The sequence below is a fragment of the Pseudomonas sp. AM4(2022) genome (assembly GCF_036346515.1).
GTDB classification, from domain to species: Bacteria; Pseudomonadota; Gammaproteobacteria; order Pseudomonadales; family Pseudomonadaceae; genus Aquipseudomonas; species Aquipseudomonas paracarnis.
On sequence record NZ_JAOTNW010000009.1, the window covers coordinates 189,132 to 212,246 of the forward strand.

At 60.2% G+C, this 23,115-nt stretch carries 28 protein-coding genes and 1 pseudogene; 8 read left to right on the top strand and 21 right to left on the bottom strand.

All coding sequences use genetic code 11. The features are described 5' to 3' along the window. Positions 1–174: 174 nt before the first annotated feature. Positions 175–651, top strand: coding sequence for a hypothetical protein (locus ODQ19_RS14795; RefSeq protein ID WP_330210465.1), 477 nt, complete (start codon positions 175–177; stop codon positions 649–651). Between the two features lie 136 nt (positions 652–787). Here ODQ19_RS14795 and ODQ19_RS14800 read toward each other — a convergent pair whose 3' ends face one another. Continuing rightward, positions 788–1,315, bottom strand: a complete 528-nt coding sequence (locus ODQ19_RS14800; protein ID WP_330210466.1) for a DinB family protein — start codon at positions 1,313–1,315, stop codon at positions 788–790. 124 nt (positions 1,316–1,439) lie between these two features. On the opposite strand from ODQ19_RS14800, the gene ODQ19_RS14805 reads away from it, so the two are divergent. Continuing rightward, complete coding sequence (locus tag ODQ19_RS14805; protein WP_330210467.1) at positions 1,440–2,147, top strand: tellurite resistance TerB family protein; 708 nt, start codon at positions 1,440–1,442, stop codon at positions 2,145–2,147. On the opposite strand, the gene ODQ19_RS14810 is transcribed toward ODQ19_RS14805, so the two are convergent. The 8 genes and pseudogenes from ODQ19_RS14810 to ODQ19_RS14845 form a co-directional block, all read right to left on the bottom strand. After that, positions 2,144–2,965, bottom strand: a complete 822-nt coding sequence (locus tag ODQ19_RS14810; protein ID WP_330210468.1) for a hypothetical protein — start codon at positions 2,963–2,965, stop codon at positions 2,144–2,146. The genes ODQ19_RS14805 and ODQ19_RS14810 overlap by 4 nt on opposite strands. 18 nt (positions 2,966–2,983) lie before the next feature. After that, the gene (locus ODQ19_RS14815) at positions 2,984–3,331 is read right to left on the bottom strand and encodes a DUF2493 domain-containing protein (protein WP_003191350.1); all 348 of its coding nucleotides are present in this window, start codon (positions 3,329–3,331) and stop codon (positions 2,984–2,986) included. A 64-nt stretch (positions 3,332–3,395) separates the two neighbouring features. Further along, positions 3,396–6,110 (bottom strand): annotated as a pseudogene (gene mgtA / locus ODQ19_RS14820) (magnesium-translocating P-type ATPase). A 236-nt stretch (positions 6,111–6,346) separates the two neighbouring features. Then, complete coding sequence (locus ODQ19_RS14825; RefSeq protein ID WP_330210469.1) at positions 6,347–6,640, bottom strand: hypothetical protein; 294 nt, start codon at positions 6,638–6,640, stop codon at positions 6,347–6,349. Positions 6,641–6,958: 318 nt separating this feature from the next. Further along, complete coding sequence (locus ODQ19_RS14830; RefSeq protein WP_330210470.1) at positions 6,959–7,570, bottom strand: LysE family transporter; 612 nt, start codon at positions 7,568–7,570, stop codon at positions 6,959–6,961. A gap of 159 nt (positions 7,571–7,729) precedes the next feature. Continuing rightward, the gene (locus tag ODQ19_RS14835; RefSeq protein WP_116666102.1) at positions 7,730–8,212 is read right to left on the bottom strand and encodes an arsenate reductase ArsC; all 483 of its coding nucleotides are present in this window, start codon (positions 8,210–8,212) and stop codon (positions 7,730–7,732) included. An 11-nt stretch (positions 8,213–8,223) separates the two neighbouring features. Continuing rightward, a complete protein-coding gene (locus ODQ19_RS14840) occupies positions 8,224–9,507 on the bottom strand; it encodes an arsenic transporter (RefSeq protein ID WP_116666101.1) in 1,284 nt (427 codons plus the stop codon). Positions 9,508–9,526: 19 nt separating this feature from the next. Then, positions 9,527–9,883, bottom strand: coding sequence for a metalloregulator ArsR/SmtB family transcription factor (locus tag ODQ19_RS14845; protein ID WP_014718529.1), 357 nt, complete (start codon positions 9,881–9,883; stop codon positions 9,527–9,529). 175 nt (positions 9,884–10,058) lie between these two features. On the opposite strand from ODQ19_RS14845, the gene ODQ19_RS14850 reads away from it, so the two are divergent. The 4 genes from ODQ19_RS14850 (at position 10,059) to ODQ19_RS14865 (ending at position 11,874) form a co-directional block, all read left to right on the top strand. Beyond that, positions 10,059–10,274, top strand: a complete 216-nt coding sequence (locus ODQ19_RS14850) for a hypothetical protein (protein ID WP_003191339.1) — start codon at positions 10,059–10,061, stop codon at positions 10,272–10,274. Positions 10,275–10,345: 71 nt separating this feature from the next. Beyond that, complete coding sequence (locus ODQ19_RS14855; RefSeq protein WP_032897176.1) at positions 10,346–11,041, top strand: AzlC family ABC transporter permease; 696 nt, start codon at positions 10,346–10,348, stop codon at positions 11,039–11,041. Further along, positions 11,038–11,349, top strand: a complete 312-nt coding sequence (locus ODQ19_RS14860; RefSeq protein ID WP_116666099.1) for an AzlD domain-containing protein — start codon at positions 11,038–11,040, stop codon at positions 11,347–11,349. The genes ODQ19_RS14855 and ODQ19_RS14860 overlap by 4 nt, the downstream gene beginning before the upstream one ends. 171 nt (positions 11,350–11,520) lie before the next feature. After that, complete coding sequence (locus ODQ19_RS14865; RefSeq protein WP_003191336.1) at positions 11,521–11,874, top strand: hypothetical protein; 354 nt, start codon at positions 11,521–11,523, stop codon at positions 11,872–11,874. A gap of 148 nt (positions 11,875–12,022) precedes the next feature. On the opposite strand, the gene ODQ19_RS14870 is transcribed toward ODQ19_RS14865, so the two are convergent. The 11 genes from ODQ19_RS14870 to ODQ19_RS14920 form a co-directional block, all read right to left on the bottom strand. Continuing rightward, complete coding sequence (locus ODQ19_RS14870) at positions 12,023–12,727, bottom strand: YoaK family protein (protein WP_330210471.1); 705 nt, start codon at positions 12,725–12,727, stop codon at positions 12,023–12,025. A gap of 69 nt (positions 12,728–12,796) precedes the next feature. Continuing rightward, positions 12,797–14,431: an ABC-F family ATP-binding cassette domain-containing protein gene (locus tag ODQ19_RS14875; protein ID WP_330210472.1), complete on the bottom strand. Its 1,635-nt coding sequence runs from the start codon at positions 14,429–14,431 to the stop codon at positions 12,797–12,799. A 124-nt stretch (positions 14,432–14,555) separates the two neighbouring features. Beyond that, on the bottom strand, positions 14,556–15,605 hold the full coding sequence (locus ODQ19_RS14880) for a DNA topoisomerase IB (RefSeq protein WP_330210473.1): 1,050 nt from the start codon (positions 15,603–15,605) through the stop codon (positions 14,556–14,558). A gap of 74 nt (positions 15,606–15,679) precedes the next feature. After that, a complete protein-coding gene (gene modC / locus ODQ19_RS14885) occupies positions 15,680–16,759 on the bottom strand; it encodes a molybdenum ABC transporter ATP-binding protein (protein WP_330210474.1) in 1,080 nt (359 codons plus the stop codon). Positions 16,760–16,764: 5 nt separating this feature from the next. Then, positions 16,765–17,445, bottom strand: coding sequence for a molybdate ABC transporter permease subunit (gene modB / locus ODQ19_RS14890; RefSeq protein WP_003191329.1), 681 nt, complete (start codon positions 17,443–17,445; stop codon positions 16,765–16,767). Continuing rightward, a complete protein-coding gene (modA, locus tag ODQ19_RS14895; RefSeq protein ID WP_116666094.1) occupies positions 17,446–18,198 on the bottom strand; it encodes a molybdate ABC transporter substrate-binding protein in 753 nt (250 codons plus the stop codon). It lies immediately after the preceding gene. 112 nt (positions 18,199–18,310) lie between these two features. After that, positions 18,311–19,375, bottom strand: a complete 1,065-nt coding sequence (locus ODQ19_RS14900; protein WP_330210475.1) for an NAD(P)H-dependent flavin oxidoreductase — start codon at positions 19,373–19,375, stop codon at positions 18,311–18,313. 71 nt (positions 19,376–19,446) lie between these two features. Beyond that, positions 19,447–20,520, bottom strand: a complete 1,074-nt coding sequence (ada, locus tag ODQ19_RS14905) for a bifunctional DNA-binding transcriptional regulator/O6-methylguanine-DNA methyltransferase Ada (protein ID WP_330210476.1) — start codon at positions 20,518–20,520, stop codon at positions 19,447–19,449. Positions 20,521–20,595: 75 nt separating this feature from the next. Beyond that, positions 20,596–21,261 (bottom strand): DNA oxidative demethylase AlkB, encoded by a 666-nt coding sequence (gene alkB, locus ODQ19_RS14910; protein ID WP_330210477.1) that lies wholly within the window; start codon positions 21,259–21,261, stop codon positions 20,596–20,598. 3 nt (positions 21,262–21,264) lie between these two features. After that, positions 21,265–21,432, bottom strand: coding sequence for a hypothetical protein (locus ODQ19_RS14915; protein WP_165861616.1), 168 nt, complete (start codon positions 21,430–21,432; stop codon positions 21,265–21,267). A 26-nt stretch (positions 21,433–21,458) separates the two neighbouring features. Then, the gene (locus ODQ19_RS14920; RefSeq protein ID WP_003191319.1) at positions 21,459–21,761 is read right to left on the bottom strand and encodes a DUF1883 domain-containing protein; all 303 of its coding nucleotides are present in this window, start codon (positions 21,759–21,761) and stop codon (positions 21,459–21,461) included. 213 nt (positions 21,762–21,974) lie between these two features. Between ODQ19_RS14920 and ODQ19_RS14925 the strand changes: the two genes are divergently transcribed. Together ODQ19_RS14925 and ODQ19_RS14930 are read left to right on the top strand one after the other, a co-directional pair. After that, a complete protein-coding gene (locus ODQ19_RS14925) occupies positions 21,975–22,325 on the top strand; it encodes a hypothetical protein (RefSeq protein ID WP_003191317.1) in 351 nt (116 codons plus the stop codon). Between the two features lie 145 nt (positions 22,326–22,470). After that, the gene (locus ODQ19_RS14930) at positions 22,471–22,701 is read left to right on the top strand and encodes a hypothetical protein (protein WP_116666090.1); all 231 of its coding nucleotides are present in this window, start codon (positions 22,471–22,473) and stop codon (positions 22,699–22,701) included. Between the two features lie 5 nt (positions 22,702–22,706). Here the strand turns inward: ODQ19_RS14930 and ODQ19_RS14935 are convergent, their stop codons facing one another. After that, positions 22,707–22,988: a hypothetical protein gene (locus tag ODQ19_RS14935; RefSeq protein ID WP_005788201.1), complete on the bottom strand. Its 282-nt coding sequence runs from the start codon at positions 22,986–22,988 to the stop codon at positions 22,707–22,709. Between the last annotated feature and the right edge of the window lie 127 nt (positions 22,989–23,115).

Consider the following 23,115-nt stretch of genomic DNA (forward strand, 5'->3'; position numbering starts at 1 on the left):
CGCAACCTCAAAGCCGGTATTCCCGTACAAAGATGCGCATGAAAAAGCGTGGCAGATCAGTGGTCTACATGGCCTTCGCGCCAAGTCCCGGTGAATGCAGATGTCACAGGAACAAGCCTCATAAATGACAGTCATAGCGATATGCCATTTCGGCATTTCGCAAGGAGTCGTTTGATGCTCAGGGTCCGTAAGCAGGCTTGGATCATCGCCGCAGGTGTGGCGGGTTTGTTGGGCATGGCCATGCTCAGCCCGGCGCAGGCGGGGAGTGCGGTGCAGTGGGGTGAGTTCAGTGCGTCGTCTTCAGACAAGTTGACGGCCGGCTCGATGGATGTGGGCGGTGCCTATGTGTTGAAGCCGTCGGGTGTTTCCGTTGGTGATGTCGAGGCGCTGCAGGCTGGGCAGAAACAGAGTCAAAGCGAACTGCAAAGCTTGAAAAGCAAAGTGGAGGGCCAAGAGCGTGCGTTTGATGAGTTCAAGCGCAAGGACGGTTCGAGTGCCAGTAGCAGTGACAGTCAGCTATCCAGTCTCAAGCGCACGGTGGATGAGCAGAAGAGCGCGATAGAGCGGCAGAAAAGCGAGATCGACGGCCTCAAGCGCAGCCTGGATGATGTGAAGCGCAGTGTGGAGACCTTGAGCAGCAAGGTGAAGTGACGGCACTGATGCTGTGAGCAATATAGGGCAACTGTGGGAGCTGGCTTGCCTGCGATAGCGATGTGTCAGTACCGGTATAGAACCTGTTACACCGCCATCGCAGGCAAGCCAGCTCCCACGTTGACCGTGTCGACCTTCAGTCAATCAGTGCCAGCAAGTCGGTAATCCCCACATCCACACCCGCCTGGCTCAGCAGTGTCGTCACCTGGCCGCGGTGGTGGGTCTGGTGGTTGAAAAAGTGCACCAGCAGGCCGAAGAAGGGTTTCTCGGCCGCCACGCCGCGCATGTTGTGATAACGCAGGTGTTGATCAAGGTGGGACTCGTGCAGGCTGTGGGCCCAATCGATGATCAGTTGATCCAGCCAGGCGCGATGGGCCGATAGTTCGTCAAGGCTGGCGAAGGCCAGTTGCTTGAGGTCGCTGGGCGTGGCAACCCCGTTCAGCGGCGCCAAGGCCGCAAAGTTGGCCGGATGTTCGGCAAAGCGCTTGAGCCAGACGGTGTCACCCAGCATCAGGTGGTTCAAGGTGCCGAAGATCGAACCAAAAAACGCCTGGCGGTCCAGGGTCAACTGCGCGTGCGTCAGAGTGCTGGCGGCGTCGTAAACCTTGCGGTTCATCCATTGGTTATAGGTGGCCATCAGTGCAATCTGTTCGATGCGTTTCACCGCGGTTCTCCCTTGTCGGCGTGATGGCACCATCATAAAGCTTGCTCGCCGGACGGTCATGGTGTTCCATCGAGGGCGGACTATGTTTGATCAACGCCACTATTGCGCCCCGGAGGGCGACACCATGAATACCAGCGATCTACTGGAACAACTGTTGCGTGCAGGGCAGCAAGGCGGCGGCGCTTCGGGCGGCGGCCTGGGCGGGTTGCTCGGAGGGTTGTTGAAGGGCGCCGGCACCGGCAATGCGTCTGCGGCGGGCGGCGGTTTGGGTGGTTTATTAGGTGGCCTGGGTGGCCTGGGTGGCTTGTTGGGCGGCGCGCCGGCAGGTGGGGCCACCCAAACACGTAGCGGCGGTGGGATGAACTACGCGGCGCTGGCGTCCCTGGGCATGGCGGCGTTCCAAGCGTACCAAGCCTGGCAACGCCAACAGGCTTCGGCACCGCAGCAAGCTATCCAGACCGTTGACCAGCTTGAAGGGCCTGAAGCCGAAGCCCATAGCCACGGCGTACTGCGTGCGTTGATCGCGGCGGCCAAGGCCGATGGCGAAATCGATGCGCAAGAGCAGCAAATGATTTCTGCCGAGATTGGCCGTCACACCGACGACCCTCAGTTGCAGCAATGGCTCGACGCCGAAGTCGCCAAGCCCCTGGATGCCGCCGATTTTGCCGAGTATGCCAATGACCCGGCAATCGCTGTGGAGATTTACCTGGCGAGCGTAATGCTGGTCAATGATCAGCAGGACGCCGAGCGCAATTACCTCGACGACCTGGCCGGTCAGTTGCAAATCGATCCGCAATTGCAGCTGCATCTGGAGCAGCAGGCCAAAGCCTAGAACCTCAGCGTCGCCCCAGTGGTCAGCCACTGGGCGCGATCGCCAATCAGGCTGCGCCCGACCAGCAGGTCCACGTCGACAAATTCGCCAATGTGCAAACGCGGCCCAGCCTGCCAGGCCTGTTCGCCGCCTTCCTGGCCATAGCGCTCGCCAATCAGCGTGAGCGCCGCTGCCAACTGATATTCGAACCCCGCGCCCCACGTCAGGCGATGTTGTTGATCACCCTCGTTGTAAGCGTGGCTCCAGCCCGCGTTCACGTTCAAACGCAGGGGCGCCAGGGGTTGCCATGTCAACGGGATGTTCAGGTCTGCACCGTCAAACCCGTGATGGCGATCCAGCGCGACATGCGCCCCGACAGCAATCGCCAGTTCAAGCCCCAGGTCTTGCCGTGACAGCACCTGCACCTTGGCTTGCGGGCTGATCTGCATCTCGCCTTTACCTGCATCCACGGCCCGTGACAACGCGGCGCCCCATTGCACGGCAGGCATGGCGCTGAACGTGCAGGCGGGCGACAAGCTGCTGTTATGGGTGCTGCCTGCGTGCCGATGGGCGCTGTACCAGGCGTCGACATTGCATTCACCTGGCGCGTTGATCGCGCCGTCGTCAACCACATAAGCGCCACCTGCGGCTTGGGCTTTTGAAATCAACGCGACCACTAGGACAAGGCCCAGGGTCATGCCGATAAAGATCAAGTTGCGCTGCAATGCACGGCGCTTGGCCGGCGGCAGTAACAGCAGGGTGTGGCGAGCGCCGCGATAGTGACGCGCACGGTATTTGGCAAACCCGTCCTGGCGTGCCGGCGTGTATTTTTTGTGCATGATGCACCTCGCTTGAGTTCAGCTTTCTACGGTCAGCACCGAAATGCCGCTGGCTTTGGCCTGGCAAACCAGCTCCGAGGTATCGTCACCACCCGGGAGGGCAATGATCAGATCGGGGCGGCTGTCGGCCAGCATGAAGTGGTTGCGCTGGCGTTCCGCCTGTTTGCCATGGCGCTGCCAATTGGGTGGATAACGCACCACGTCGATACCGATTTCCCGCGCCCATTCCTCGATCTCACTGCCCAGGAACTGGTTGCCGCCGTGGATCAGTACCTGCACCGGGCGCAGGCGGTGGTAAGCGTCCAGCACATGACGGGACTTTTTGGTGTCGGCGTAATGACGACCTGCACAGATCAACACGCGCATGAGCAAATCCTTGTATTGCACGCTGGCGACCGGGCGGCCGCCAGCGTTTGAACGGCGGGGAGGGTCAGTACCACTGCTTGAAGCGGCGGATGTAGATCGTCTTCATCAGTTGGGCGACGCAGCAGTAAGCCAGCAACGTGCCTACCAGCCATGGGAAGTACGCCATCGGCAGCGGTTGCAGGCCCACCAGGGTGCCCAGTGGCGAGAACGGTACGTAGATGCCCAGGGCGATCACGATGCAGGTCATCATCAACACCGGCCAGGCGGCCGTGCTTTGGAAGAACGGGATCTTGCGGGTGCGCAGCATATGCACCACCAGGGTTTGCGAAAGCAGCCCCTCGATAAACCAGCCGGACTGGAACAGGGTCTGCATTTCCACACTGTTGGCCGAGAACACGTACCACATCAGCGCAAAGGTGGTGATGTCGAAGATCGACGAGGTAGGGCCGATCCAGATCATGAAGCGGCCGATGTTTTTCGCATCCCACTTGCGTGGCTTGGCCAGGTATTCCTTGTCCATCTTGTCCCACGGCAGGGCCAGTTGGGAGATGTCATACATCAGGTTCTGCAGCAGTAGATGGATCGCCAGCATGGGCATGAACGGAATGAACGCGCTGGCCACCAGCACCGAGAATACGTTGCCGAAGTTGGAGCTGGCGGTCATGTTCAGGTACTTCATGATATTGCCGAAGGTTTCGCGGCCCTTGAGCACGCCTTCTTCCAGCACCATCAGGCTCTTTTCCAGCAGGATGATGTCGGCCGATTCCTTGGCGATGTCGGTGCCGCTGTCCACCGAAATACCCACATCGGCATCCCGCAGCGCCGGTGCATCGTTGATACCGTCGCCGAGGAAGCCGACGGTGTGCCCGTTAGCTTGCAGGGCCTTGAGCACGCGGGATTTTTGCAGCGGCGTGAGTTTGGCAAACACCGTGCGTTCTTCCACGCGGCGTAGCAGGGTGGCGTCGTTCATGGCTTCGATTTCCACGCCCAGCAGCGGCTGGCCGGGTTCCAGGCCAACCTGGCGGCAGATCTTGCTGGTGACCACGGCGTTGTCGCCGGTCAACACCTTGATCGCCACGCCAATCTGTTGCAGCGCCGCAATGGCCGGGCCTGCGGTTTCCTTCGGTGGGTCCAGGAAGGTCAAGAAGCCCTGGATCACCAGGTTGCGCTCGTCGCTGGTGGTGTACTGCTGGCGTGCCAGCGCTTTAGGGATATTGCGAGTCGCTACCACCAGCACGCGGAAACCGTCTTCGTTGTAGTCGTTGGCGAGCGCCAGCAGCGCCTCACGACGGCGGTCATCCAGGGGCAAGGCTTCGCCGGCCTCCATGACATGGGTAGAAATGCTCAGCATCTCTTCCACCGCGCCCTTGCACACCAGCAACTGGTCACCGGCGGCATCCTTGACCACGATCGACAGCCGACGGCGGACAAAGTCGAACGGCAATTCATCGACCTTGCTGTAGGCAAACGGCACCTGGAACTTGGGGTTCTGTTCCGAAAATTGCACCACCGCCTGGTCCATCAGGTTTTTCATGCCGCTTTGGTGAAAGCTGTTGAGCCAGGCCAGGGACAGCACGGCGTCATCGCGCTGGCCGAAGGCATTGACGTGATGCTCGAGGATGATCTTGTCCTGGGTGAGGGTGCCGGTCTTGTCGGTGCACAGCACATCCATCGAGCCGAAGTTCTGGATCGCATTGAGGCGCTTGACCACCACTTTGCGCTTGGCCATGGCCGTAGCGCCCTTGGCCAGGTTGGCGCTGACGATCATCGGCAGCATTTCCGGGGTAAGGCCGACGGCCACCGCCAGGGCAAACAGGAAGGCATCGCCCCAATCGCCCTTGGAGAAGCCATTGAGGAAAAACACGATGGGTACCATCACCAGCATGAAGCGGATCAGCAGCCAGCTGACACTGTTCACGCCCCGGTCGAAGGCGGTTTGCACCCGCGAGCCAACAATCGCCTTGGCCAGGGAGCCAAAGTAAGTACGTGGCCCCGTTGCAACTACCACGGCCTTGGCGCGACCGCTGACCACGTTGGTGCCCATGAAGCAGATGTTCGGCAAGTCCAGCAGATTGCCCTGGTCGGCGGCCAGGGTAGAGGCGGATTTTTGCGTGACATCGCCCAAGGTGTCGTACTTCTCCACCGGCAAGGCTTCGCCGGTCAGCACGGCCTGGCTGATAAACAGGTCGCGGGACTCGATCAGGCGGATATCGGCGGGGATCATGTCGCCGGCAGACAACTGCACGATATCGCCGGCCACCAAGTCGCGCATCGGCACTTCGCGCAGAATGGGCTGAGCGCCGACCTGCTCGCGGCGCAGCACGGTGGCGGTGGTGCGTACCATGGCCTTGAGGGCCTCGGCGGATTTGGCCGAGCGGTGTTCCTGCTAGAAACGCAGCAGGCTGCTGAGCAACACCATGGTCATGATAATGACGACCTTGGTCGGGTCGGCTTCTTCACCTTCCTGCATCGGTAGCCAGCAGTCAGTCACAAAGCTGATCCCGCCCAGGGTCAATAGTACGTAGATGAACGGGTTGTTCAGTGCCTGCAGGAACTGGACGATGGCGTGTGGCGGCTTGTCGTGGGCAACTTCGTTATAGCCTTCGCGTTGCAGGCGCGCCGAGGCGTCCAGTTCGGTCAGGCCGTCCTGGGTGGCCCGTACATTGGCGAGGGTGGCCGCCAAGCCGTTGTGGGCTTCACGGGCGGCGCGCATCGACAGCTTGGTGTCGGGGGCGGTGCCATTTTTTTTGTGCAGAGGCGTGTTTTTTACGGCGCTCATTGTCTGTACTCCTGTCGCCAATTCTCGACAAAACATACCCGGTACTTACCTGAATACAGGCGAGCGAAAGCATGCCGAGCCGCGGACTTCGCGATCGGTTTAAATAAGGTGTTCACATAACTTCTGAAGGGCCCGCTAACAGCGCGTTAGTTAACTAACGTGCAGCGGGCTACTACTGGACCTGTTCATAAAGAACTCCAGGGTCATCAATAAGAAAGTTGCTGTTTCCAGCCAGCTCAGGCGGCGCGAGCGCCCAGGTAAAGACCGAGCATCAAGCGCGCTTGCGCCAGGCGGGAAACCTTGGGTCTCTGCGGGTCTTGAGGGTCGGCATGATCCCAATGCTGCACCAGGTGGCCGCTTTCAGGGCAGATACGCCAGTGCGCCAGCGGCGGTGCTGGGCGCACTTGAGGGGAGGGGGTGGCAAAGGTCGAGCGGGTTGGCGGTAAGCTGACCTGCGTGCGGCACAGCTTGTCGCGCAGGGCTGCGGCCAGCGTACGTGCATCGGGCAAAGCAATGAGTTGGAAGGTCATAACACACCTCGGGACCGGACGGGCGACCGGTGAGGTAGTTACGGTGGAGCATCAAGCTCTAGCGCAGCTTACCGGACCTGGAACGCGAGTCCTGTCATATTCTGGGTTTGGCGCCCGATGCCCGCAGAGGCGGTGCTCGGACAGCGACTAGATACTGTGTCCATTGGCTTCTTTTGTGAGGTTTAAAAAAGGCCCCAGTTGCGGGCACGGGCAATCTACTCAGGGCGTCACAGAATGTCAACGCATGATTAATTAAATTAGCCCGTGTTCAGAGTTTGTTCAGACAAGAGGCCTGTGCAAGTTACGGGCTGGATAACTTTATATACCTTGCGCGGCGAGTATCGCCAGATAGATCAATACTAAACCGCACGCCGCATAACTCACGCGTTGCCAGCTAGGTGATGCGTTCTTGCGCAGCAGGTTCACCAAGGCGGCGGTGAGAAAACACGAGAGCACCGACGCCAGCATGAATCCGGCAAAAAACATCAGGGTCTGCCCGTGACTGGGGGCTGTGCCGACGATGCCCGACAGGGCGCTGCCCAGGGCACCCCAATAGACAATATTCTTCGGGTTGGCCAGGGAGATCGCTGCACCCACCGCCAACGCATTTTTGCCTGAGCTGGCAGGGACGTTGTCGGTCGCGGGTAACTGCCAGGCATCAATCAGGCTGCGGATGCCCAGCCAGGCCAGGTAGAGCGCACAGACGATCGTCAGTGGCACTCGCACCACATCATGCTGAATCAGCAGTGCGATACCGGTGAGGCCTATCACTGCCCAAACCGCATCGCCTACGAGGGAACCAAACTGCACCATCAGCGCCGGTGTGAAACCATGGAGCAAGCCGCGTCGCAGGGTCTCTGCCAGCACCGCGCCGGGAGAAAGGCAAAATACAAAACCGAATACCAGCGCATAGACAAAGATCGACAGCATGCTCAGTTCCTTTCGAGAAAGTGCCAGAGCATACGTCAGTCCGGGAGGGGGATACCACGTCCTCTGTAGGAGCGAGCTTGCTCGCGAAAAACGTCAACGATAACGCGTGTTTTCTGGATGAACGCGGTGCCTATGAGTTTTTTGCGAGCAAGCTCGCTCCTACAAAGGTTGCGGTGTTGAGGCAATGCGGTGGAGTTCAGCCTTCAATTCATCCGACGATAAATGTGCAAAGGGCAGCGCAAAAAACGCCTCGCAGCGTGCGGCGATGATGTTGAGGGTAGCCTTGAATGCAGCGTCTACTTGCGCCTCATCACCTTGCACCTCGGAAGGGTCTTCCAAGCCCCAATGGGCCTTCAGCGCCGGGCCGAAATACACCGGGCACGCTTCACCGGCTGCTTTATCGCACACGGTGATGACCACATCCGGCGGGCTGCCTTCGAAGGCGTCATTGCCCTTGCTGTACAAGCCTTCAACGCGGATTCCCGCTGCCTGCAATGTCGTCAGACTGCGCGGCAGCACCTGGCCTTTGGGGAAACTGCCGGCGCTGATCGCTTCAAACCCCGGCGGCGCCAGGTGGTTGAACATGGCTTCGGACAAAATGCTGCGACAGCTGTTAGCGGTACACATGAACAGGACTTTCATGGCGCGTTCCTTTAGAGGCTCAGGCGCAAGGCGAGGGCGGCGAGGGTGATCAGCAGCACGGGCAAGGTCAGCACGATCCCGACCTTGAAGTAGTAACCCCAAGTGATAGTGATGCCTTTGCGCGCCAGGATATGCAGCCACAGCAAGGTGGCCAAACTGCCGATGGGGGTGATTTTCGGGCCCAGGTCGCTGCCGATCACGTTGGCGTAGATCATCGCGTCCTTGACCACGCCCACGGCATGGCTGGACTCGATGGACAACGCGCCAATCAGTACCGTCGGCAGGTTATTCATCGCCGATGAGAGCAGCGCCGTCAGCACCCCGGTGCCCATGGCCGCGCCCCACACACCATAGGTGGCGAAGGTGTCGAGCCAGGTGGCCAAATAGTCGGTCAGCCCGGCGTTACGCAGGCCGTACACCACCAGGTACATGCCCAAGGAAAAAATCACGATCTGCCAAGGCGCTTCCTTGAGGACTTTGCGCGTGGAAATCTTGTGGCCCTTGGCGGCAATCACCAGCAGCAGCACGGCGCAGACGGCGGAAATCGCACTGATGGGAATACCCAGAGGTTCCAGGGCGAAACAGCCGATGAGCAGAATACCCAGTACCCACCAACCGGCGCGGAACGTCGCAGGGTCATGAATGGCACTGGCGGGGTCTTCCAGGTCGGCCGGGTCGTAGGTCTGGGGAATGTCCCGGCGAAAAAACCACAGCAGCACTGCCAGGGTCGCGGCCACGCTGACCAGGTTCACCGGCACCATCACGGCAGCGTATTCGTTGAAGCCGATCTTGAAATAGTCCGCCGAAACGATATTCACCAGGTTCGACACCACCAATGGCAGGCTCGCCGTATCGGCGATAAACCCGGCGCCCATGACGAAGGCCAGGGTCGCCGCCGGGGAAAAGCGCAAGGCCAACAGCATCGACATCACGATAGGTGTCAGGATCAACGCCGCACCGTCATTGGCAAACAGCGCCGATACCAGCGCACCCAACAGCACCATATAAGCAAACAACCGCCGGCCGCGGCCACGGCCCCAGCGCGCCACATGCAGGGCTGTCCAGGCGAAAAAGCCGGCCTCGTCCAGCAATAGGCTGATGATGATCAGCGCGACAAAGGTGCCGGTGGCGTTCCAGATGATGTGCCACACCACCGGGATGTCCGCCAGGCTGATCACCCCACAGGCCAGCGCCAGGATCGCGCCCAGTGTGGCACTCCAGCCGACGCCCAGGCCCTTGGGTTGCCAGATGACCAGCACGATGGTGACGAGGAAAATCGCAATTGCGACAAGCATGAATAAAAGCTCCGATGGCTCAGCAGCAGGTGCTGGCCCGTTGTGGTCTGTCGCCCATTGCATTCAGACGCAGTGCGTCATCCTGCAACCATGGCTGGTTGGCTTGCAGAGTGGTGTCCAGCACCTGAGTAACCCAGGCGGGCAGTGCCGGATTGATGCGGTAGTAGATCCATTGCCCTTGACGTCGGTCCACCAGCAGCCCGCAACTACGCAATTGCGCGAGATGACGGGAGATTTTTGGCTGGCTGTCGTCCAAGGCATGGATCAACTCACACACACAAAGTTCGCCCTCGCGCAGGATCAGTAAGGTCACCCGTGCACGGGTGGCATCGGCCAGGCATTTGAACAGGGCGGTCGGGATGAGGAGGTCTGACATGATCAAGGGTTTTCAAGTAGATATATTTGAATATACGTATTTCCATATATATCGGTCAAATCTTGTTTCAATTGATATGGATCAAATGCCTTTGAAACCGCCACAACTGTTTGAAATTAAAATGAAACACAAATGTCCTAACGTGCCTGCCCATTGCTGATGAAGGAAGACCCGCGTGACCCGAGCCACCCGCAACCTGCGCAAGACCCTGGATTCCGTCGCGGAAAATAACGAAACCGCGGCCTTTGACCTGATGCGCGCCGTGGAAAAACTTGGCGATGAAGTGCTGCGCCAGCGCCTGCTCAATACCATCCACCGGCTGAATCAGGATGCGTATGAATTGCGCGAAGCCCGGGATTCGGTGGAGCAGGTTTCGGTCAAGCTCGCCTGAGCAAGATCGTTCAAGACAAGCCTTCGTTCGTGCTGGCATGCTTGTCGACTGTCTGTCGATGAGCCGTTTCCATGCCCACTGCATTACCTCATTACGCCTTCACCCGCGGCGCCATCGCCGTCATTCCCTTATCCCTGGCCTGTGCGCCCTGGGGGTTGCTGGCCGGCTCTATGGCCATCGACGCGCAATTTACCCCGCTGCAAGCCCAAGGCTTGTCTGCCATTGTCTTTGCCGGTGCCGCACAACTGGTGGCCATCGGCATGGTCAAGAGCGGTGCCAGCCTGATTTCCATCGTGCTGACCACCTTGCTGCTCACATCCCAGCATCTGCTCTATGGCATGCACATGCGCCCTACACTGTCTTCGCTCAACACCCGTTGGCGCATGAGCCTGGGGTTTTTGTTGACCGATGAATTCTTTGCCCTGGTCAACCACTATGACCGCCAGACCTTCAATCGCTGGTATGCCCTGGGCGTCGGCCTGACGTTTTATCTGATCTGGAACCTCTTCACCCTCGCCGGCATTGTGCTGGGTAAAAGCATTCCGGGCCTTGATCAACTGGGGCTGGAGTTCTCGATTGCCGCGACCTTCATCGCCTTGATCACCCCCGTGGTGCGCGACGTGCCCACAGTGGTGTGCGTGGCGGTGGCACTGCTGTGCTCGGTCTGGTTGAGTTATCTGCACTGGGAGTCGGCGGTGGTGGTCTCGGGTGTGTTGGGGATGAGCGCGGGGTTTGCCTGTAAACGGCTGGGAGTGGGGCAACGATGATTTACCTGATGATTGTGGCCATGGGCTTGGTGGTGTTCTTCAACCGTTACCTGTTTATCGAGCCACGCTTGCCGGTACGGCTCAATCGCGGCGCGCGTGAATTCTTGGGCTTCGCCGTGCCGGGCATGCTCACGGCGATCTGCGGGCCGATTATTTTCCTGGCTGAGCATCGGCTTAACCTGAGCCCGACCAACCCTTACCTGCTGGCCGGCATCTGCGCCGTGGCGTTGATGTACTGGACTCGCAGCGTGTTGACCACCGTGCTATTGAGCATGGCGCTGTTCTATCTGTTCCGTTGGTGGTTCTGATACCCAGGCAAAAAAAGCCCGCGGGGTGGCGGGCAGAAGGGAGACTTCTAAAAAATGAGCCTGACCACTATAGGCGGCGTGTTTGCCCTTCACAGTGAAACAAAGTTCATGGGCGCGTCAGTTGGCCTCGGCACAGTGGTAGAGTCATGGTTTTTCCAAGGAAGCAATGGCATGCACAAAGTGGTAATGGGCGCATTGATACTGGCGGTACTGACCGGTTGCGCCGGTTCGAAGATGAAGGAGGCGCGCGCAGGCAGCCCCTACAAAACCCTGGCGTCAGACAAGGCCACTCTGGTCGTTGCCCAGTGCATCCAGTTCGGCTGGCAGGATGAAAGCGTGTTCGGCGTCGATGCCGGCGGCTTCAAGGAAGCGACCGAGGCGGGTGGTTTTACGGTGTACACCACCGGTGGCGATTACTTTGTCGATGTACTCAGCACCGGCGCGGGTTCTACGGTCAACTATTATGCTGCTCAGGACAATATGCCGGCCAAACGTCGCCTGGCAGCACTGGCCACTTGTCTGTAAGTCGGTTGCCTTATTCATATTCCGAAACGCCTGGCGGGACAGCCGCCGGGCATTGGCTTATGATTCACTCGCTCGTTCGACGTGATGGCTCTTTACCGGTACACGGATGTCGAGGCTTAAACGTCGAACGAGCTCCTCCACCCCAATCTCAACGGGGCATGAAACCCAAGTGCCAGCGTCGCGGAATCAACAGTGTCGCCACCCCCAAGGCCCCAGCCAACGCACCACTGACCCACAATGCGCGCAGGCCCATCTGCTGTTCCAGCAGCGCACCGATCACAGCGCCAATGAACATCCCACCCCACGGAATCAATTGCACGCGCCATCCATTGCGGCGCTCGCCCAATAACCAACGGCCCAGCCCGCGACCAAAGCGTGACAGCGCCCCGGTGACGTAGGTCAGCCCCACCGGTAACCCGTTCACCTCCTCGACGGCCGCGTTGAGCATGCCCATGGCAATGATCGCTGCGAGCAACGCGGGCAAGGTGTCGGTCGATGGCCACAACGCCGCAGCGCAGAGCAAGGCGCCGATGCACAGCAATAAGGGCAACGCATGGCGCTTGCTGAAACGGCTGACCAGCACGCCCAAGGCATTACCGACCACGAAGGTGGCGACCAGCAACACCAGCCGCCCGGTGAGCCCCAGGTCGCCCGCACTGATGGCCACCGCCAGGCGCGTGGTGTTACCACTCATGAAGGAGACGAAATCGCCGCTGGCCATAAAGCCGATGGCATCGGTCATGCCCGCCAGCACCGACAGACAGGCCACCAGCATCAAGCCCACCCGCCCGCGCCAGCGCTGTCGAAGGGCGAGCGTGACATTGGTGTAAGGCTTGCGGGACGAAGGCAGCATGGGGCCGTTTTCCTCGGTGAGATTATCCGGCCACTACCGTAGGACGCTTTGCCTGTCCGCGCAATGACCTCAGACACGCTCCAGTTGCCAGCCGGTGGCGTGCCACGTCAGATGGTGAGTCGGCTCGATCGCCTGCAAGAATGCCTCGTCGTGTGATACGGCCAGCAGCGCGCCGGTAAACCCCTTCAATGCCTGCTCAAACGCTTGCACTGACTCCAGGTCCAGGTGGTTGGTGGGTTCATCCAACAGCAGCAATTGCGCCGGTGTTTCACGCCACAAGGCTACGGCCATCGCAGCTTTCAAGCGCTCGCCGCCGCTGAGTTGCCCTGCCGGCTGCGTAACCCGCAACGCGTCCAACTGCAACAACGCCAGACGTGTGCGCAGTTCGGCTTCGGCCAACGGCGTGTCGAGCAGATTAAGTTGTTCGACAAGGCTGCGCCGGTCGTCCAGCAGCGCCAGGTGCTGATCGATGTACGCACTGGGCACCGCTACGCTGCACTCGCCACTGACCGCCTGCCAGTGGCCGGCTAGCAGTTTGAGCAAGGTCGATTTGCCGCAACCGTTCGGCCCACGTACGGCAACGCGAGCCGGGCCTGTCAGGTTGAGCGTCAGGTAGCTGGCGGGTGCCAGGGGATCAAGCCAGGGCAATTGCGCCTGCTCCAGCACCAGTACCTGGCGGCCATTGGGGACGGTCGAGCTTGGTAATGCGAGCAGTGTGGGCGTCTCATCCACCACGCGCTGGTAAGCCTGGCGTACCTGGGCGTCCAGCTGGTTTTTGCACGCATCATGGACGCTGCGCACGCTGCTGACGACCTCCTTTGCTGCGCTTTTCCAGCGCGCCTTGGTAAAACGGTCGACGTTGGCGGTCTCGGCCTGTTTACGTGCGCGTGCGGCGTGGCGCTGCAGGTCGTCGTGATCTTTCTGCAGGCGCCGACGCTCGCGGCTGCGGGCCAGACGCGCCTGTTCCCACTCAGCAATCGCGGCCTGCTGGTGGGTGTCGCGTTGCTGGCGATAGGCATCGTAGTTGCCGCCATACACCTGAATGCCCAGGGGCGACAGCTCGATGATGCGGCCCATGGTGTTGAGCAATTGCCGATCATGGCTAACCACCACCAGCCCGCCGCGCCAAGCGCCCAGTACGCGCAACAGCCAATCTCGCCCGGCAGCGTCGAGGTGGTTGCTGGGTTCATCCAGAATCAGCAACTGCGGCGCAGCTAACAACGCCCCGATCAGCGCGACCCTGGCGAGTTGGCCGCCGCTGAGTTGATCGGCCGGGGTACTGGCGCTGAGGGTCGGCAAACCCGCTGCATCCAGCGCCTGGCGCAGGCGTTCGGCGAGGTCCCAGCGATCGTCGATCAGCTCCAGATCACCGAGGCGTGCATCGCCCTGGGCCATACGTGCAAGGGCTGCCAAGGCAGCGGCAGTTGCGGTGATATCAGCGATGGTTTGTCCAGCTTGAACCGCGATGGCCTGGGGCACATAGGCAACATTGGGCGGTTTTTTCAACGTGCCGGAGGAGGGTAGCAGCACCCCGGCCATCAACTTCGCCAGGATACTTTTGCCCCGTCCATTGCGCCCGACGATACCGGTAGGCGTTTGATCAATGGACAGGCTCACGTCGGCCAGCAAGGTTTCGCCATTAGCGAACTGGAAAGACAGGTGTTGCAGGGAAACAAGCGCGGGCAGCCGTTTGACGTCAGTCATCAGCACCTCCAAAAAAATGTCGAACAGGCCAACAAGCACGCCAGGCGGCTCGTTGCAGATACATTTTGGAAGGCTTAGATGTTCACGTCGGCGGTCATCCCGTGAGTCAGAAGGGAGGCAGAGCCTAACCCACGTTAACTTTGTGCGGCAAGTCTTCGGCCAGTTTTTCCAGAAACATCGCCAGCGCGACTTCTTCGGCTTTCAGGCCTTTGCGCACTCGCGGCTTGGGCAGCTTAGACAATTCACCGAGGCTGAAATGCTCAAGCACCGCCGGGTGGATGTAGCACTTGCGGCACACCGCTGGCGTGTTGCCCAACTGCCGGGCGACATCCTTGACCATCGCCACCACATGCCGCTTGGCGTCGGATTCGGGCTGCCACGCCAATTCGCGCAACACCGCCAGCGCCATCGCTGTGCCGGCCCAGGTGCGGTAGTCCTTGGCGGTAAAATCTTCGCCGGTCAGGCGGTGCAGGTAGTCGTTGACGTCCTGGGAGCTGACGGTATGCCGCTCCCCGTCTTCGTCCAGGTACTGGAACAGGTTTTGCCCCGGTAACTCCATGCAGCGCTTGACCACCCGGGCCAGGCGCCGATCCTTGACGCTGACTTGATGCTCCACGCCACTCTTGCCACGAAACTGGAACTGGATCTCGCTGCCCTTGATGTCCACATGGCGGTTGCGCAAGGTGGTCAGGCCGTAGGATTTGTTTTCGCGGGCATATTGGGTATTGCCGACGCGGATCAGCGTGGCGTCCAGCAACATCACCACCGTGGCCAACACCTTTTCGCGGGTAAACCCCGGCTCGGCGATTTGTGCTTCGAGTTGTTTGCGCAATTTGGGCAAAGCGGCGCCAAAAGCCTGCAAGCGCGAGTACTTGTCGCTGTCGCGCACCTCGCGCCAGCGTGGGTGGTAACGGTATTGCTTGCGGCCACGGGCGTCGCGGCCGGTGGCTTGTAAGTGGCCGCGAGGGTCGGCGCAGATCCACACATCGGTGTAGGCGGGCGGCACCGCCAAGGCGTTCAGGCGTTTGATTTCGTCCGCGTCGGTAATGCGCTCGCCCTTGGCGTTCAGATACTGGAACGTGCCCCGCACTTTTTTTCGGCGGATGCCGGGCTGGGTGTCATCCACATAATGCAGGTCGCGGGGCAGGTCGGCGGGTAACGAAGAGTCAGGCATGGGGCGGGTTCCTTGGCAACAAATCAGGCCGGTATGTCTGATTGACCGCAGCACCCTGCGGTCGTGCCAAATGGTTAAGCCAGCACCGCCACCGCCTTGATTTGCGCCCACAGTGTCTGGCCCGGATGCAGTTGCAACTGGTCGTGGGAGAAGCGCGTGATGCGTGCCAGCAAGGGCGTGCCGCCGGCGTCGAGGCGCACCAGCACATGGGCGCTGTTGTCCGCGCCGACAGTCTGGGTGACGGTCACCGGCAAGCGGTTGAGGATGCTGCTGTGTTCTTGGGCCTGCAGGCTCAGGCTTACATCCCGCGCCTGGACCTTGACCCGCAGCGGGTTGCCCACCGCCAGCGGAACATGGGCTACGCGCATCTGCAACGGGCAATCGGGCAACTGCAGAGTGAGCAACTGATAGTGCGCGTCGTAGGCAACGACGCTGCCGGCGATCACCACGCCGGCATCGTCGCCCAGCGCCAGGGGCAGGTCGAGGCGCGCCAGGGTCTCGCCGATAGGGCCGCTGGCCAGGGCCTTGCCGTCGCTGAGCAAGACGATATGGTCGGCCAGTCGCGCCACTTCGTCCTGGGCATGGCTGACGTAGAGCACCGGGATATCCAGCTCGTCGTGCAGGCGTTCCAGGTAAGGCAATATCTCGCTTTTGCGCTGGCTGTCCAGGGCCGCCAGCGGTTCATCCATCAACAACAACTTGGGGCTGGTGAGCAAGGCGCGGGCGATGCCGATGCGCTGGCGCTCGCCGCCGGACAAGTGTTGCGGGTGACGCTCAAGGAGGTGCCCGATGCCCAACAGTTCAGTGGCCTGGGCCATGTCCACGCGGCGTTGCGGGCGTGGGATACGTTTGAGGCCGAACTCCAGATTGGCGAGCACCGACAGGTGAGGAAACAGGCTAGCCTCCTGGAACACATAGCCCAGCGCACGTTTATGCGGCGGTATAAACAGGCCTGTGCGGCTGTCTTGCCAGACCTCGTCGTTGATTTGTACAAAGCCGTGTTCGGCGCGTTCCAATCCGGCGATGCAGCGCAGGCAAGTGGTCTTGCCGGAGCCAGAATGCCCGTACAGCGCGCTCACGCCACGACCGGGCAATTGCAGGTCCACATCCAGGGTAAAGGCGGAGTATTTCAGGTGCAGGCGTATATCCATCATCGCGGTCAGCTCCAGCCCATCTTGGTTTTACGGCTGGAATAGAGCGCCAGCAACACGAGGAAAGCGAACACCACCATGGCGCCTGCCAGCCAATGGGCCTGGGCATATTCCATGGCTTCGACGTGGTCGTAGATCTGCACAGAGACGACACGGGTCTTGTCCGGGATATTGCCGCCGATCATCAGCACCACGCCGAACTCACCAACGGTATGGGCAAAGCCCAGGATCGAGGCCGTGATAAACCCAGGGCGTGCCAGCGGCAGGATCACCGTGAAAAACGTGTCCCACGGGTTGGCGCGCAAGGTCGCGGCCACTTCCAGCGGGCGCGTACCGATGGCAGAAAACGCGTTCTGCAACGGCTGCACCACGAAGGGCATGGAGTAGATCACCGAGCCAATCACCAGCCCGGCGAAGCTGAAGGTGAGGGTGCCCAGGCCCAGCCACTGCGTGAACTGGCCGACGTAACCGTTGGGCCCCATGGCCAACAGCAAGTAGAAGCCGATGACCGTTGGCGGCAACACCAACGGCAGTGCGACCACTGCGCCGATGGGGCCGCGCCACTTGGAACGGGTGCGCGATAGCCACAGGGCGATCGGTGTGCCGATGATCAACAGGATCAGGGTGGTCAGCGAGGCCAGTTTGAGGGTCAACCAGATCGCAGAAAAATCAGCACTCGACAGCGGCATTTACAGCTCGTAACCGTAGGATTTGATAACGGCAGCCGCTTTCGGGCCTTTGAGGTAGTCCACCAGGGCCTTGGCAGCGGCGCTGTCCTTGCCCTTGTTGAGGATCACGGCGTCCTGTTTGATCGGGTCATGCAGGGAGGCCGGAACAATCCACGCCGAACCGCCGGTGACTTTGCCGTCTTTGTAGATCTGCGACAAGGCGACAAAACCCAACTCGGCGTTGCCGGTGGAGACAAACTGGTAGGCCTGAGTAATGTTCTGGCCTTCGACGAGCTTGTCCTTGACCTTGTCGGTCAAGCCTTCTCTGGCCAGTACTTGGGTGGCGGCCAGGCCGTAGGGTGCAGCTTTTGGATTGGCGATGGACAAGTGCTTGAACTGGTTTTTCTTCAGCACCTCGCCCATGGCATCCACATAGCCTTCTTTGGCCGACCACAGCGCCAGGGTGCCGACCGCGTAGGTAAAGCGTGAGCCCTTGACGGTAGCGCCTTCGCTTTCGAGTTTTTGCGGGGTGGTGTCATCGGCGCTGAGGAATACTTCAAACGGTGCGCCGTTCTTGATCTGGGTGTAGAACTGCCCGGTGGCACCGTAAGCCGCGACCAGTTTATGGCCGGTGTCTTTCTCGAAGTCGGCGGCAATCGCCTGGATCGGGGCGGTGAAGTTGGCGGCCACGGCCACCTGCACTTCATCGGCATGGGCCGTACCCAAGGCAAAGGCGGCAAGCAGGGGGGCCAGGCGCGAAACGCGGGTCATCATGAAGCAACTCCTTGAAGGTGTACGGCAGGTTGTAGGTAAAAAGGCTTACCGCTATGTATGGGAATATATAGCGGTAAGCTATTGCCGGTACAGCACCAAGTGGCTGCTGAGGTCAGTCGCGGGTGAATCTGGCTATCGCGTGCTCGGCCAATTCGCGGGTCAGGTCATAGGTGGACAGGTCTTTGCCCAGCCCCAGGGCCTGGCCCGCCCACAGGTTGCTGAAACCGGCTTCATCCTTGGCCTTGAGCGGCATCAATGCGCCTCCGGCTTTGGGGAACGCCGGCGCAGCGGGGTTGATTGCGCCGAGTTCACGCATCACCCGGTTGACGATGCCCCGCGCCGGGCGGCCGGTAAACAGGTTGGTCAGCGCGGTTTCGCTGGCCTGGGCATGGCGCAGCGCGTGGTGATGGGAGGCGCTTACAGTGGCTTCGGGAGTGAACAGGTACGCCGTGCCGATCTGCACTGCCGAAGCACCGAGGGCAAAGGCCGCAACAATGCCGCGCGCATCGGCGATTCCGCCCGCGGCGATCACCGGCACGCTGACCGCGTCGACAATCTGTGGCAGCAGCGCCATCAAGCCGATCTGGCTGTTGAGGTCATCGCTGAGGAACAGGCCACGATGCCCTCCGGCTTCAATACCCATGGCAATAATCGCGTCGCAGCCGTGCTGTTCCAGCCACACGGCTTCCTCGACGGTGGTGGCCGATGACAGCACCTTGGCACCGGTGGCTTTTACCCGGTCGAGTAAGGACTTCTCTGGCAAGCCAAAGTGAAAACTCACTACTTCTGGCCGAAACTCTTCCACCACCTGGCAGGCTGCGTCATTGAACGGCGCGCGGTTGGATACCGGCGTTGGCGCATCGAAGTCGGCGCCCAGCTCATGGTAGTAAGGTTGCAGCAAGGCCTTCCAAGCCCTGTCCCGCGCTTCGTCGGCAGCGGGCGGTTGATGGCAGAAGAAGTTGACGTTCAGCGGCGCATGACTGGCCTGGCGAATGAGAGCCAAGGCGTCGCGCAGTTGCTCCAGGCTCAATGCTGCGGCGGGCATGGAGCCCAGGGCACCGGCTTGCTGGGCGGCGATGACCATGGCGGTGGTCGTCGCGCCAGCCATCGGCGCCTGGATGATCGGCATCTCAATGCCCAACAGGTCAAGAATGCGGGTGTCTGGCCAGGTGCTCATGGGGTGCGTCTCCAGCGTCAGTGGGGCTTTTCGCTGTTTTAGCAGGGCAATCGGCCCCCGGCCAGTCTGTTTTATTCACTGGACGGAAGCGGCGTTTTGTGGGGATGGGTTTCGCGCTCAAGTAACTGGCGCTTGCGCTCCACGCCCCAACGGTAGCCCGACAGCTCGCCATTACTGCGCACCACGCGATGACAGGGAATCGCCACCGCCAAGTGGTTGGCTCCACATGCCTGGGCCACGGCACGAAAGGAGGTGGGCGCGCCGATACGGTCGGCTATCTGCGCATAGCTGGCGGTGCTGCCCGCAGGGATTTCGCGCAACGCCTGCCACACCCGTTCCTGAAAGGCCGTGCCGCGCAGGTCCAAGGGCAAATCCAGGCCCACGGCAGGGGCCTCGACAAAGCCAACGACGTGGGCAACCAGTTGTTCGAAACCCTGATCCGCGCCGATCAACTCAGCCTTGGGAAACTGGTCTTGCAGGTCGCGCACCAGTTTGTCCGGATCATCACCCAATAAAATCGCACACACGCCACGTTGGCTTTGCGCCACCAGAATCGCCCCCAGCGAGCACTGGCCAACGGCAAAGCGGATGGTGTTATTGGCGCCGCCGCCTTTGTAGTCTCGGGGTTTTATGCCGAGCACTTGGTCGGCGGCCTCATAAAAGCGGCTATTGGAATTAAAGCCTGCGTCGTACAGGGTGTCTGTCACCGAATGCTGGCCCTTGAGGCCGTCGCGCACTCTGCGCGAACGCAGGGCGCTGGCGTAAGCCTTGGGGGTCAGCCCGGTGTTGGCTTTGAATACACGGTGGAAGTGAAACGGACTCAGCCCGGCGCATCGGGCGAGCACGTCCAGGCTAGGCGGGGTTTCGGCTTGTTCGATTTGCCGACAGGCCTCGGCCACCAATTGCCCATGGTGAGCGGCCAACTGGGTCTGGTCGCCGGCAGCGCGTTTACTGGGACGATAACCGGCGGCCTCGGCCTGCGCCGGCGTGTCGAAAAACTCGACATTCTCCGGGCGCGGCACACGCGAAGCGCTGCTGGGGCGGCAATACACGCCGGTGGTTTTTACGCCGTAAACAAACAAGGCGTCGGCTTTGGCATCACGGGCAATAATGGCAGCCCAGCGCGGATCGTGTTCGTTGTTCATGGCCTGCACTCTTGACGGTTCAGGGGCAGATTAAGCCTGCCGCTCGCGCTCGACACTCCGAAGCTTGCGGTCAAATTAACCAGCGGTGCGAAAGGTCAGGTTGATGCGCTGCGGGCCCATGATCGGATGCACGCCGTCCTTGACCGGCATCACACCATGAAAGCGCAGGCGATCGACGCCGCCCCACACCACCACATCACCATGGAACAAAGAGACCTTTTGGGGTTTATCGTTGCGCTCATGCCCACCGAACAGGAAAATCGCGGGCAGCCCCAGGGAGACCGAGACCACGGGCGCGCCGTAGTTGCGCTCGTTCTTGTCTTGGTGCAGGGACATTTTCGCCCCCGGTACATAACGGTTGATCAGGCAGGCATCCGGTAGAAAACCTCTGAAGCCGGCCTCGGTAGCCGCTGCCACCGCCAGGTGGCGCAATGTGTCGGGCATGACGGGCCAGGGTTGCTGGCTGCGCGGGTCGAGTGGGCTGTAGCGATAGCCACGAGTGTCGGTGGTCCAGCCCAGCTCGCCACAACTGCTCAGCGCCGCCGACATGGTAAAGCCGCCGGGGGTAACCATCTGCCGAAACGGTGATTGAGCCAGGACACGCCGCAGTTCAGGCAATAACCGCTCGATCCAGGGCAGGGCATAGCCCCTCAGTACATAGGACTCTTCGCCAATTTGCTCGCGCCCGGCAGGCTGTTGCAGGGACTCATCGGCAAACAAATCGACGGTAGGGCCTGGCATGGCTTACAGCGCCTTGCTCACATTGATGTCGGTGATTTCGTCGCTGGCATCATGAATTTTTGCCAGCGCCTGCTTGGCTTCTTCGACGCTGTTGTTTTGCAACTGGGCAAATTCAAAGCGGCGTTCGCCGTTGAGCTTGTACTTGATGACGTATTTGGTTGTGGTGTTCACAGCTTTTTTCCTGTCAGGTGTTCGGGTCAGCTCAGCTTGCTGCTGGTACGACGAACGATACGGATCTTGTGGGACAACGCAGGCTTGCGGGTCACGCTGATGGCGCGACGGGTCACCACATCCAGGGTGATGTTCCAGAACCCGGTGCTGGGCGCGGTGATCTTGGCCGGGAATTTATCAAATGCGCCGCCGTGGTAGGTATGGCGGCCACCATTTTTGAAGCTGCGAAAGTTCGCATCGCTCATCAGGCGAATATTGCAGGTCTGCGAGCATTCGATGACGACAATGTCTCCCTCGTTGAGGTGCTCACGCTGGTGGATGAATTTCATGGGGGTGTCTCCAGAAGGGCTTTTTCTGAAAAATCAGAACGATACGTAGGTTAAGATGGAGTTTATCAGCCCCAGCGCGTTTATTATCGGGCCGTCGTCGACGACTTCGACAATTTAAAACAGTTATTTACCGAGTTATCACAGATAAATCCTACGTTGATGGGAGAAAATTACCATCCCCGCTGTCGTAGGGTCTTTATCGGAGGTTTTTGTATGAAGTGGAGTGTGTTGGTGCTGGCCTTGGCAATAGGTGGGTGTGCTTCGGTTGCAGATATCAAGCAGACCCCGCCAACATTGGTGGTCATCTCAGGGAAGAAGCCGCAGGAATATGCAGCGTGTGTGGTGCGCAAATTGGAGGCGACCCGTCGGCCGCCGCAGATCGAGCCCCATAAAGATGGCATTCAGGTGATCGTGCCGCAGAAGTTCTCGGCAGACCCTTCGGCAATCTTTGAAATCGAAGACCGCTCCAGCGGTAGCAGCATCAAGCTTTATGAAAGCATGTCCAATGTGCCCATCCGCCCGGGCGACGTGAAGAAGGCGGGGGAAGAATGCATTTCCGGTTGAGCCACAGGCTCATCCCTCACTCCCGATAAAAAAGCCCTTACCCTGCAGGGACGGTACGTATCCGTTAAACTGTCGGGCATTCACTACAAAGATGCCGCTCAAACCTGGGGTTTGAGCGGCATTTGTTTTTTCTGGAAAGCCCGTTATGAAACGAGACCACGTCAAAGCCCACCATGCCGAAGGGCAGATTTCGGCCACCCATGTCATCCAGAACCCCGCCGATTTGGGCGAGTGGATCGTGTTTTTCAAGAAGAGCGGCGGGCGCAGCTACTTCCTGGTGGACGAGCAGGATGAGGTCGAGTCATTCGCGCGCCTGGATGACCTGATCGAAACCCTGCGTGGCCTGGGGATCAAGTTCGCTGAAGTGCACCTGTAGCAGCGTTACTTGCAGACCACCACCACGCTGCGGCCTTTGAAGTTGCCCACGTCCTGGCCCAGGGTCTTGTCGCTTTCCTTGAGGGCTGGCGTGCCATTGGTGCCGACAATGCGGTAACCGGTGCCGGCACAGGAGGCGTCAGCTTTCTCGTAGCAACTGGCCCATGAGTTGGCCTCGCCCGAGCAGTCAATGGTCAAGCCTTGTTCGCCATTTTTCAGCAAGGTGTCTGAAGTGGTGGTGCAGCCGGCCAGTGCCAGTACTGCGGTCAGTGCCAGAATTTTGTTCATAGAAGTCATCGTCGAGAAGAAGTGGAGGGCGCTGACACTGTCGTGGGGCGTTGGCGCGGATTATAGCGAACTGCCACATGGTGTGCAGTCTCAGAAAACAAGATCTGCAACGGCACACCTCCCGGGC

Excerpts from the sequence above, each read along its gene's own strand:
- ODQ19_RS14795 (WP_330210465.1), top strand. The coding sequence starts at position 175 with ATGCTCAGGGTCCGTAAGCAGGCTTGGATCATCGCCGCAGGTGTGGCG.
- ODQ19_RS14805 (WP_330210467.1), top strand. The coding sequence starts at position 1,440 with ATGAATACCAGCGATCTACTGGAACAACTGTTGCGTGCAGGGCAGCAA.
- ODQ19_RS14810 (WP_330210468.1), bottom strand. The coding sequence starts at position 2,965 with ATGCACAAAAAATACACGCCGGCACGCCAGGACGGGTTTGCCAAATAC.
- ODQ19_RS14815 (WP_003191350.1), bottom strand. The coding sequence starts at position 3,331 with ATGCGCGTGTTGATCTGTGCAGGTCGTCATTACGCCGACACCAAAAAG.
- ODQ19_RS14825 (WP_330210469.1), bottom strand. The coding sequence starts at position 6,640 with ATGACCTTCCAACTCATTGCTTTGCCCGATGCACGTACGCTGGCCGCA.
- ODQ19_RS14830 (WP_330210470.1), bottom strand. The coding sequence starts at position 7,570 with ATGCTGTCGATCTTTGTCTATGCGCTGGTATTCGGTTTTGTATTTTGC.
- ODQ19_RS14835 (WP_116666102.1), bottom strand. The coding sequence starts at position 8,212 with ATGAAAGTCCTGTTCATGTGTACCGCTAACAGCTGTCGCAGCATTTTG.
- ODQ19_RS14840 (WP_116666101.1), bottom strand. The coding sequence starts at position 9,507 with ATGCTTGTCGCAATTGCGATTTTCCTCGTCACCATCGTGCTGGTCATC.
- ODQ19_RS14845 (WP_014718529.1), bottom strand. The coding sequence starts at position 9,883 with ATGTCAGACCTCCTCATCCCGACCGCCCTGTTCAAATGCCTGGCCGAT.
- ODQ19_RS14855 (WP_032897176.1), top strand. The coding sequence starts at position 10,346 with ATGCCCACTGCATTACCTCATTACGCCTTCACCCGCGGCGCCATCGCC.
- ODQ19_RS14860 (WP_116666099.1), top strand. The coding sequence starts at position 11,038 with ATGATTTACCTGATGATTGTGGCCATGGGCTTGGTGGTGTTCTTCAAC.
- ODQ19_RS14865 (WP_003191336.1), top strand. The coding sequence starts at position 11,521 with ATGCACAAAGTGGTAATGGGCGCATTGATACTGGCGGTACTGACCGGT.
- ODQ19_RS14870 (WP_330210471.1), bottom strand. The coding sequence starts at position 12,727 with ATGCTGCCTTCGTCCCGCAAGCCTTACACCAATGTCACGCTCGCCCTT.
- ODQ19_RS14875 (WP_330210472.1), bottom strand. The coding sequence starts at position 14,431 with ATGACTGACGTCAAACGGCTGCCCGCGCTTGTTTCCCTGCAACACCTG.
- ODQ19_RS14880 (WP_330210473.1), bottom strand. The coding sequence starts at position 15,605 with ATGCCTGACTCTTCGTTACCCGCCGACCTGCCCCGCGACCTGCATTAT.
- modC (WP_330210474.1), bottom strand. The coding sequence starts at position 16,759 with ATGATGGATATACGCCTGCACCTGAAATACTCCGCCTTTACCCTGGAT.
- modB (WP_003191329.1), bottom strand. The coding sequence starts at position 17,445 with ATGCCGCTGTCGAGTGCTGATTTTTCTGCGATCTGGTTGACCCTCAAA.
- modA (WP_116666094.1), bottom strand. The coding sequence starts at position 18,198 with ATGATGACCCGCGTTTCGCGCCTGGCCCCCCTGCTTGCCGCCTTTGCC.
- ODQ19_RS14900 (WP_330210475.1), bottom strand. The coding sequence starts at position 19,375 with ATGAGCACCTGGCCAGACACCCGCATTCTTGACCTGTTGGGCATTGAG.
- ada (WP_330210476.1), bottom strand. The coding sequence starts at position 20,520 with ATGAACAACGAACACGATCCGCGCTGGGCTGCCATTATTGCCCGTGAT.
- alkB (WP_330210477.1), bottom strand. The coding sequence starts at position 21,261 with ATGCCAGGCCCTACCGTCGATTTGTTTGCCGATGAGTCCCTGCAACAG.
- ODQ19_RS14920 (WP_003191319.1), bottom strand. The coding sequence starts at position 21,761 with ATGAAATTCATCCACCAGCGTGAGCACCTCAACGAGGGAGACATTGTC.
- ODQ19_RS14925 (WP_003191317.1), top strand. The coding sequence starts at position 21,975 with ATGAAGTGGAGTGTGTTGGTGCTGGCCTTGGCAATAGGTGGGTGTGCT.
- ODQ19_RS14930 (WP_116666090.1), top strand. The coding sequence starts at position 22,471 with ATGAAACGAGACCACGTCAAAGCCCACCATGCCGAAGGGCAGATTTCG.
- ODQ19_RS14935 (WP_005788201.1), bottom strand. The coding sequence starts at position 22,988 with ATGAACAAAATTCTGGCACTGACCGCAGTACTGGCACTGGCCGGCTGC.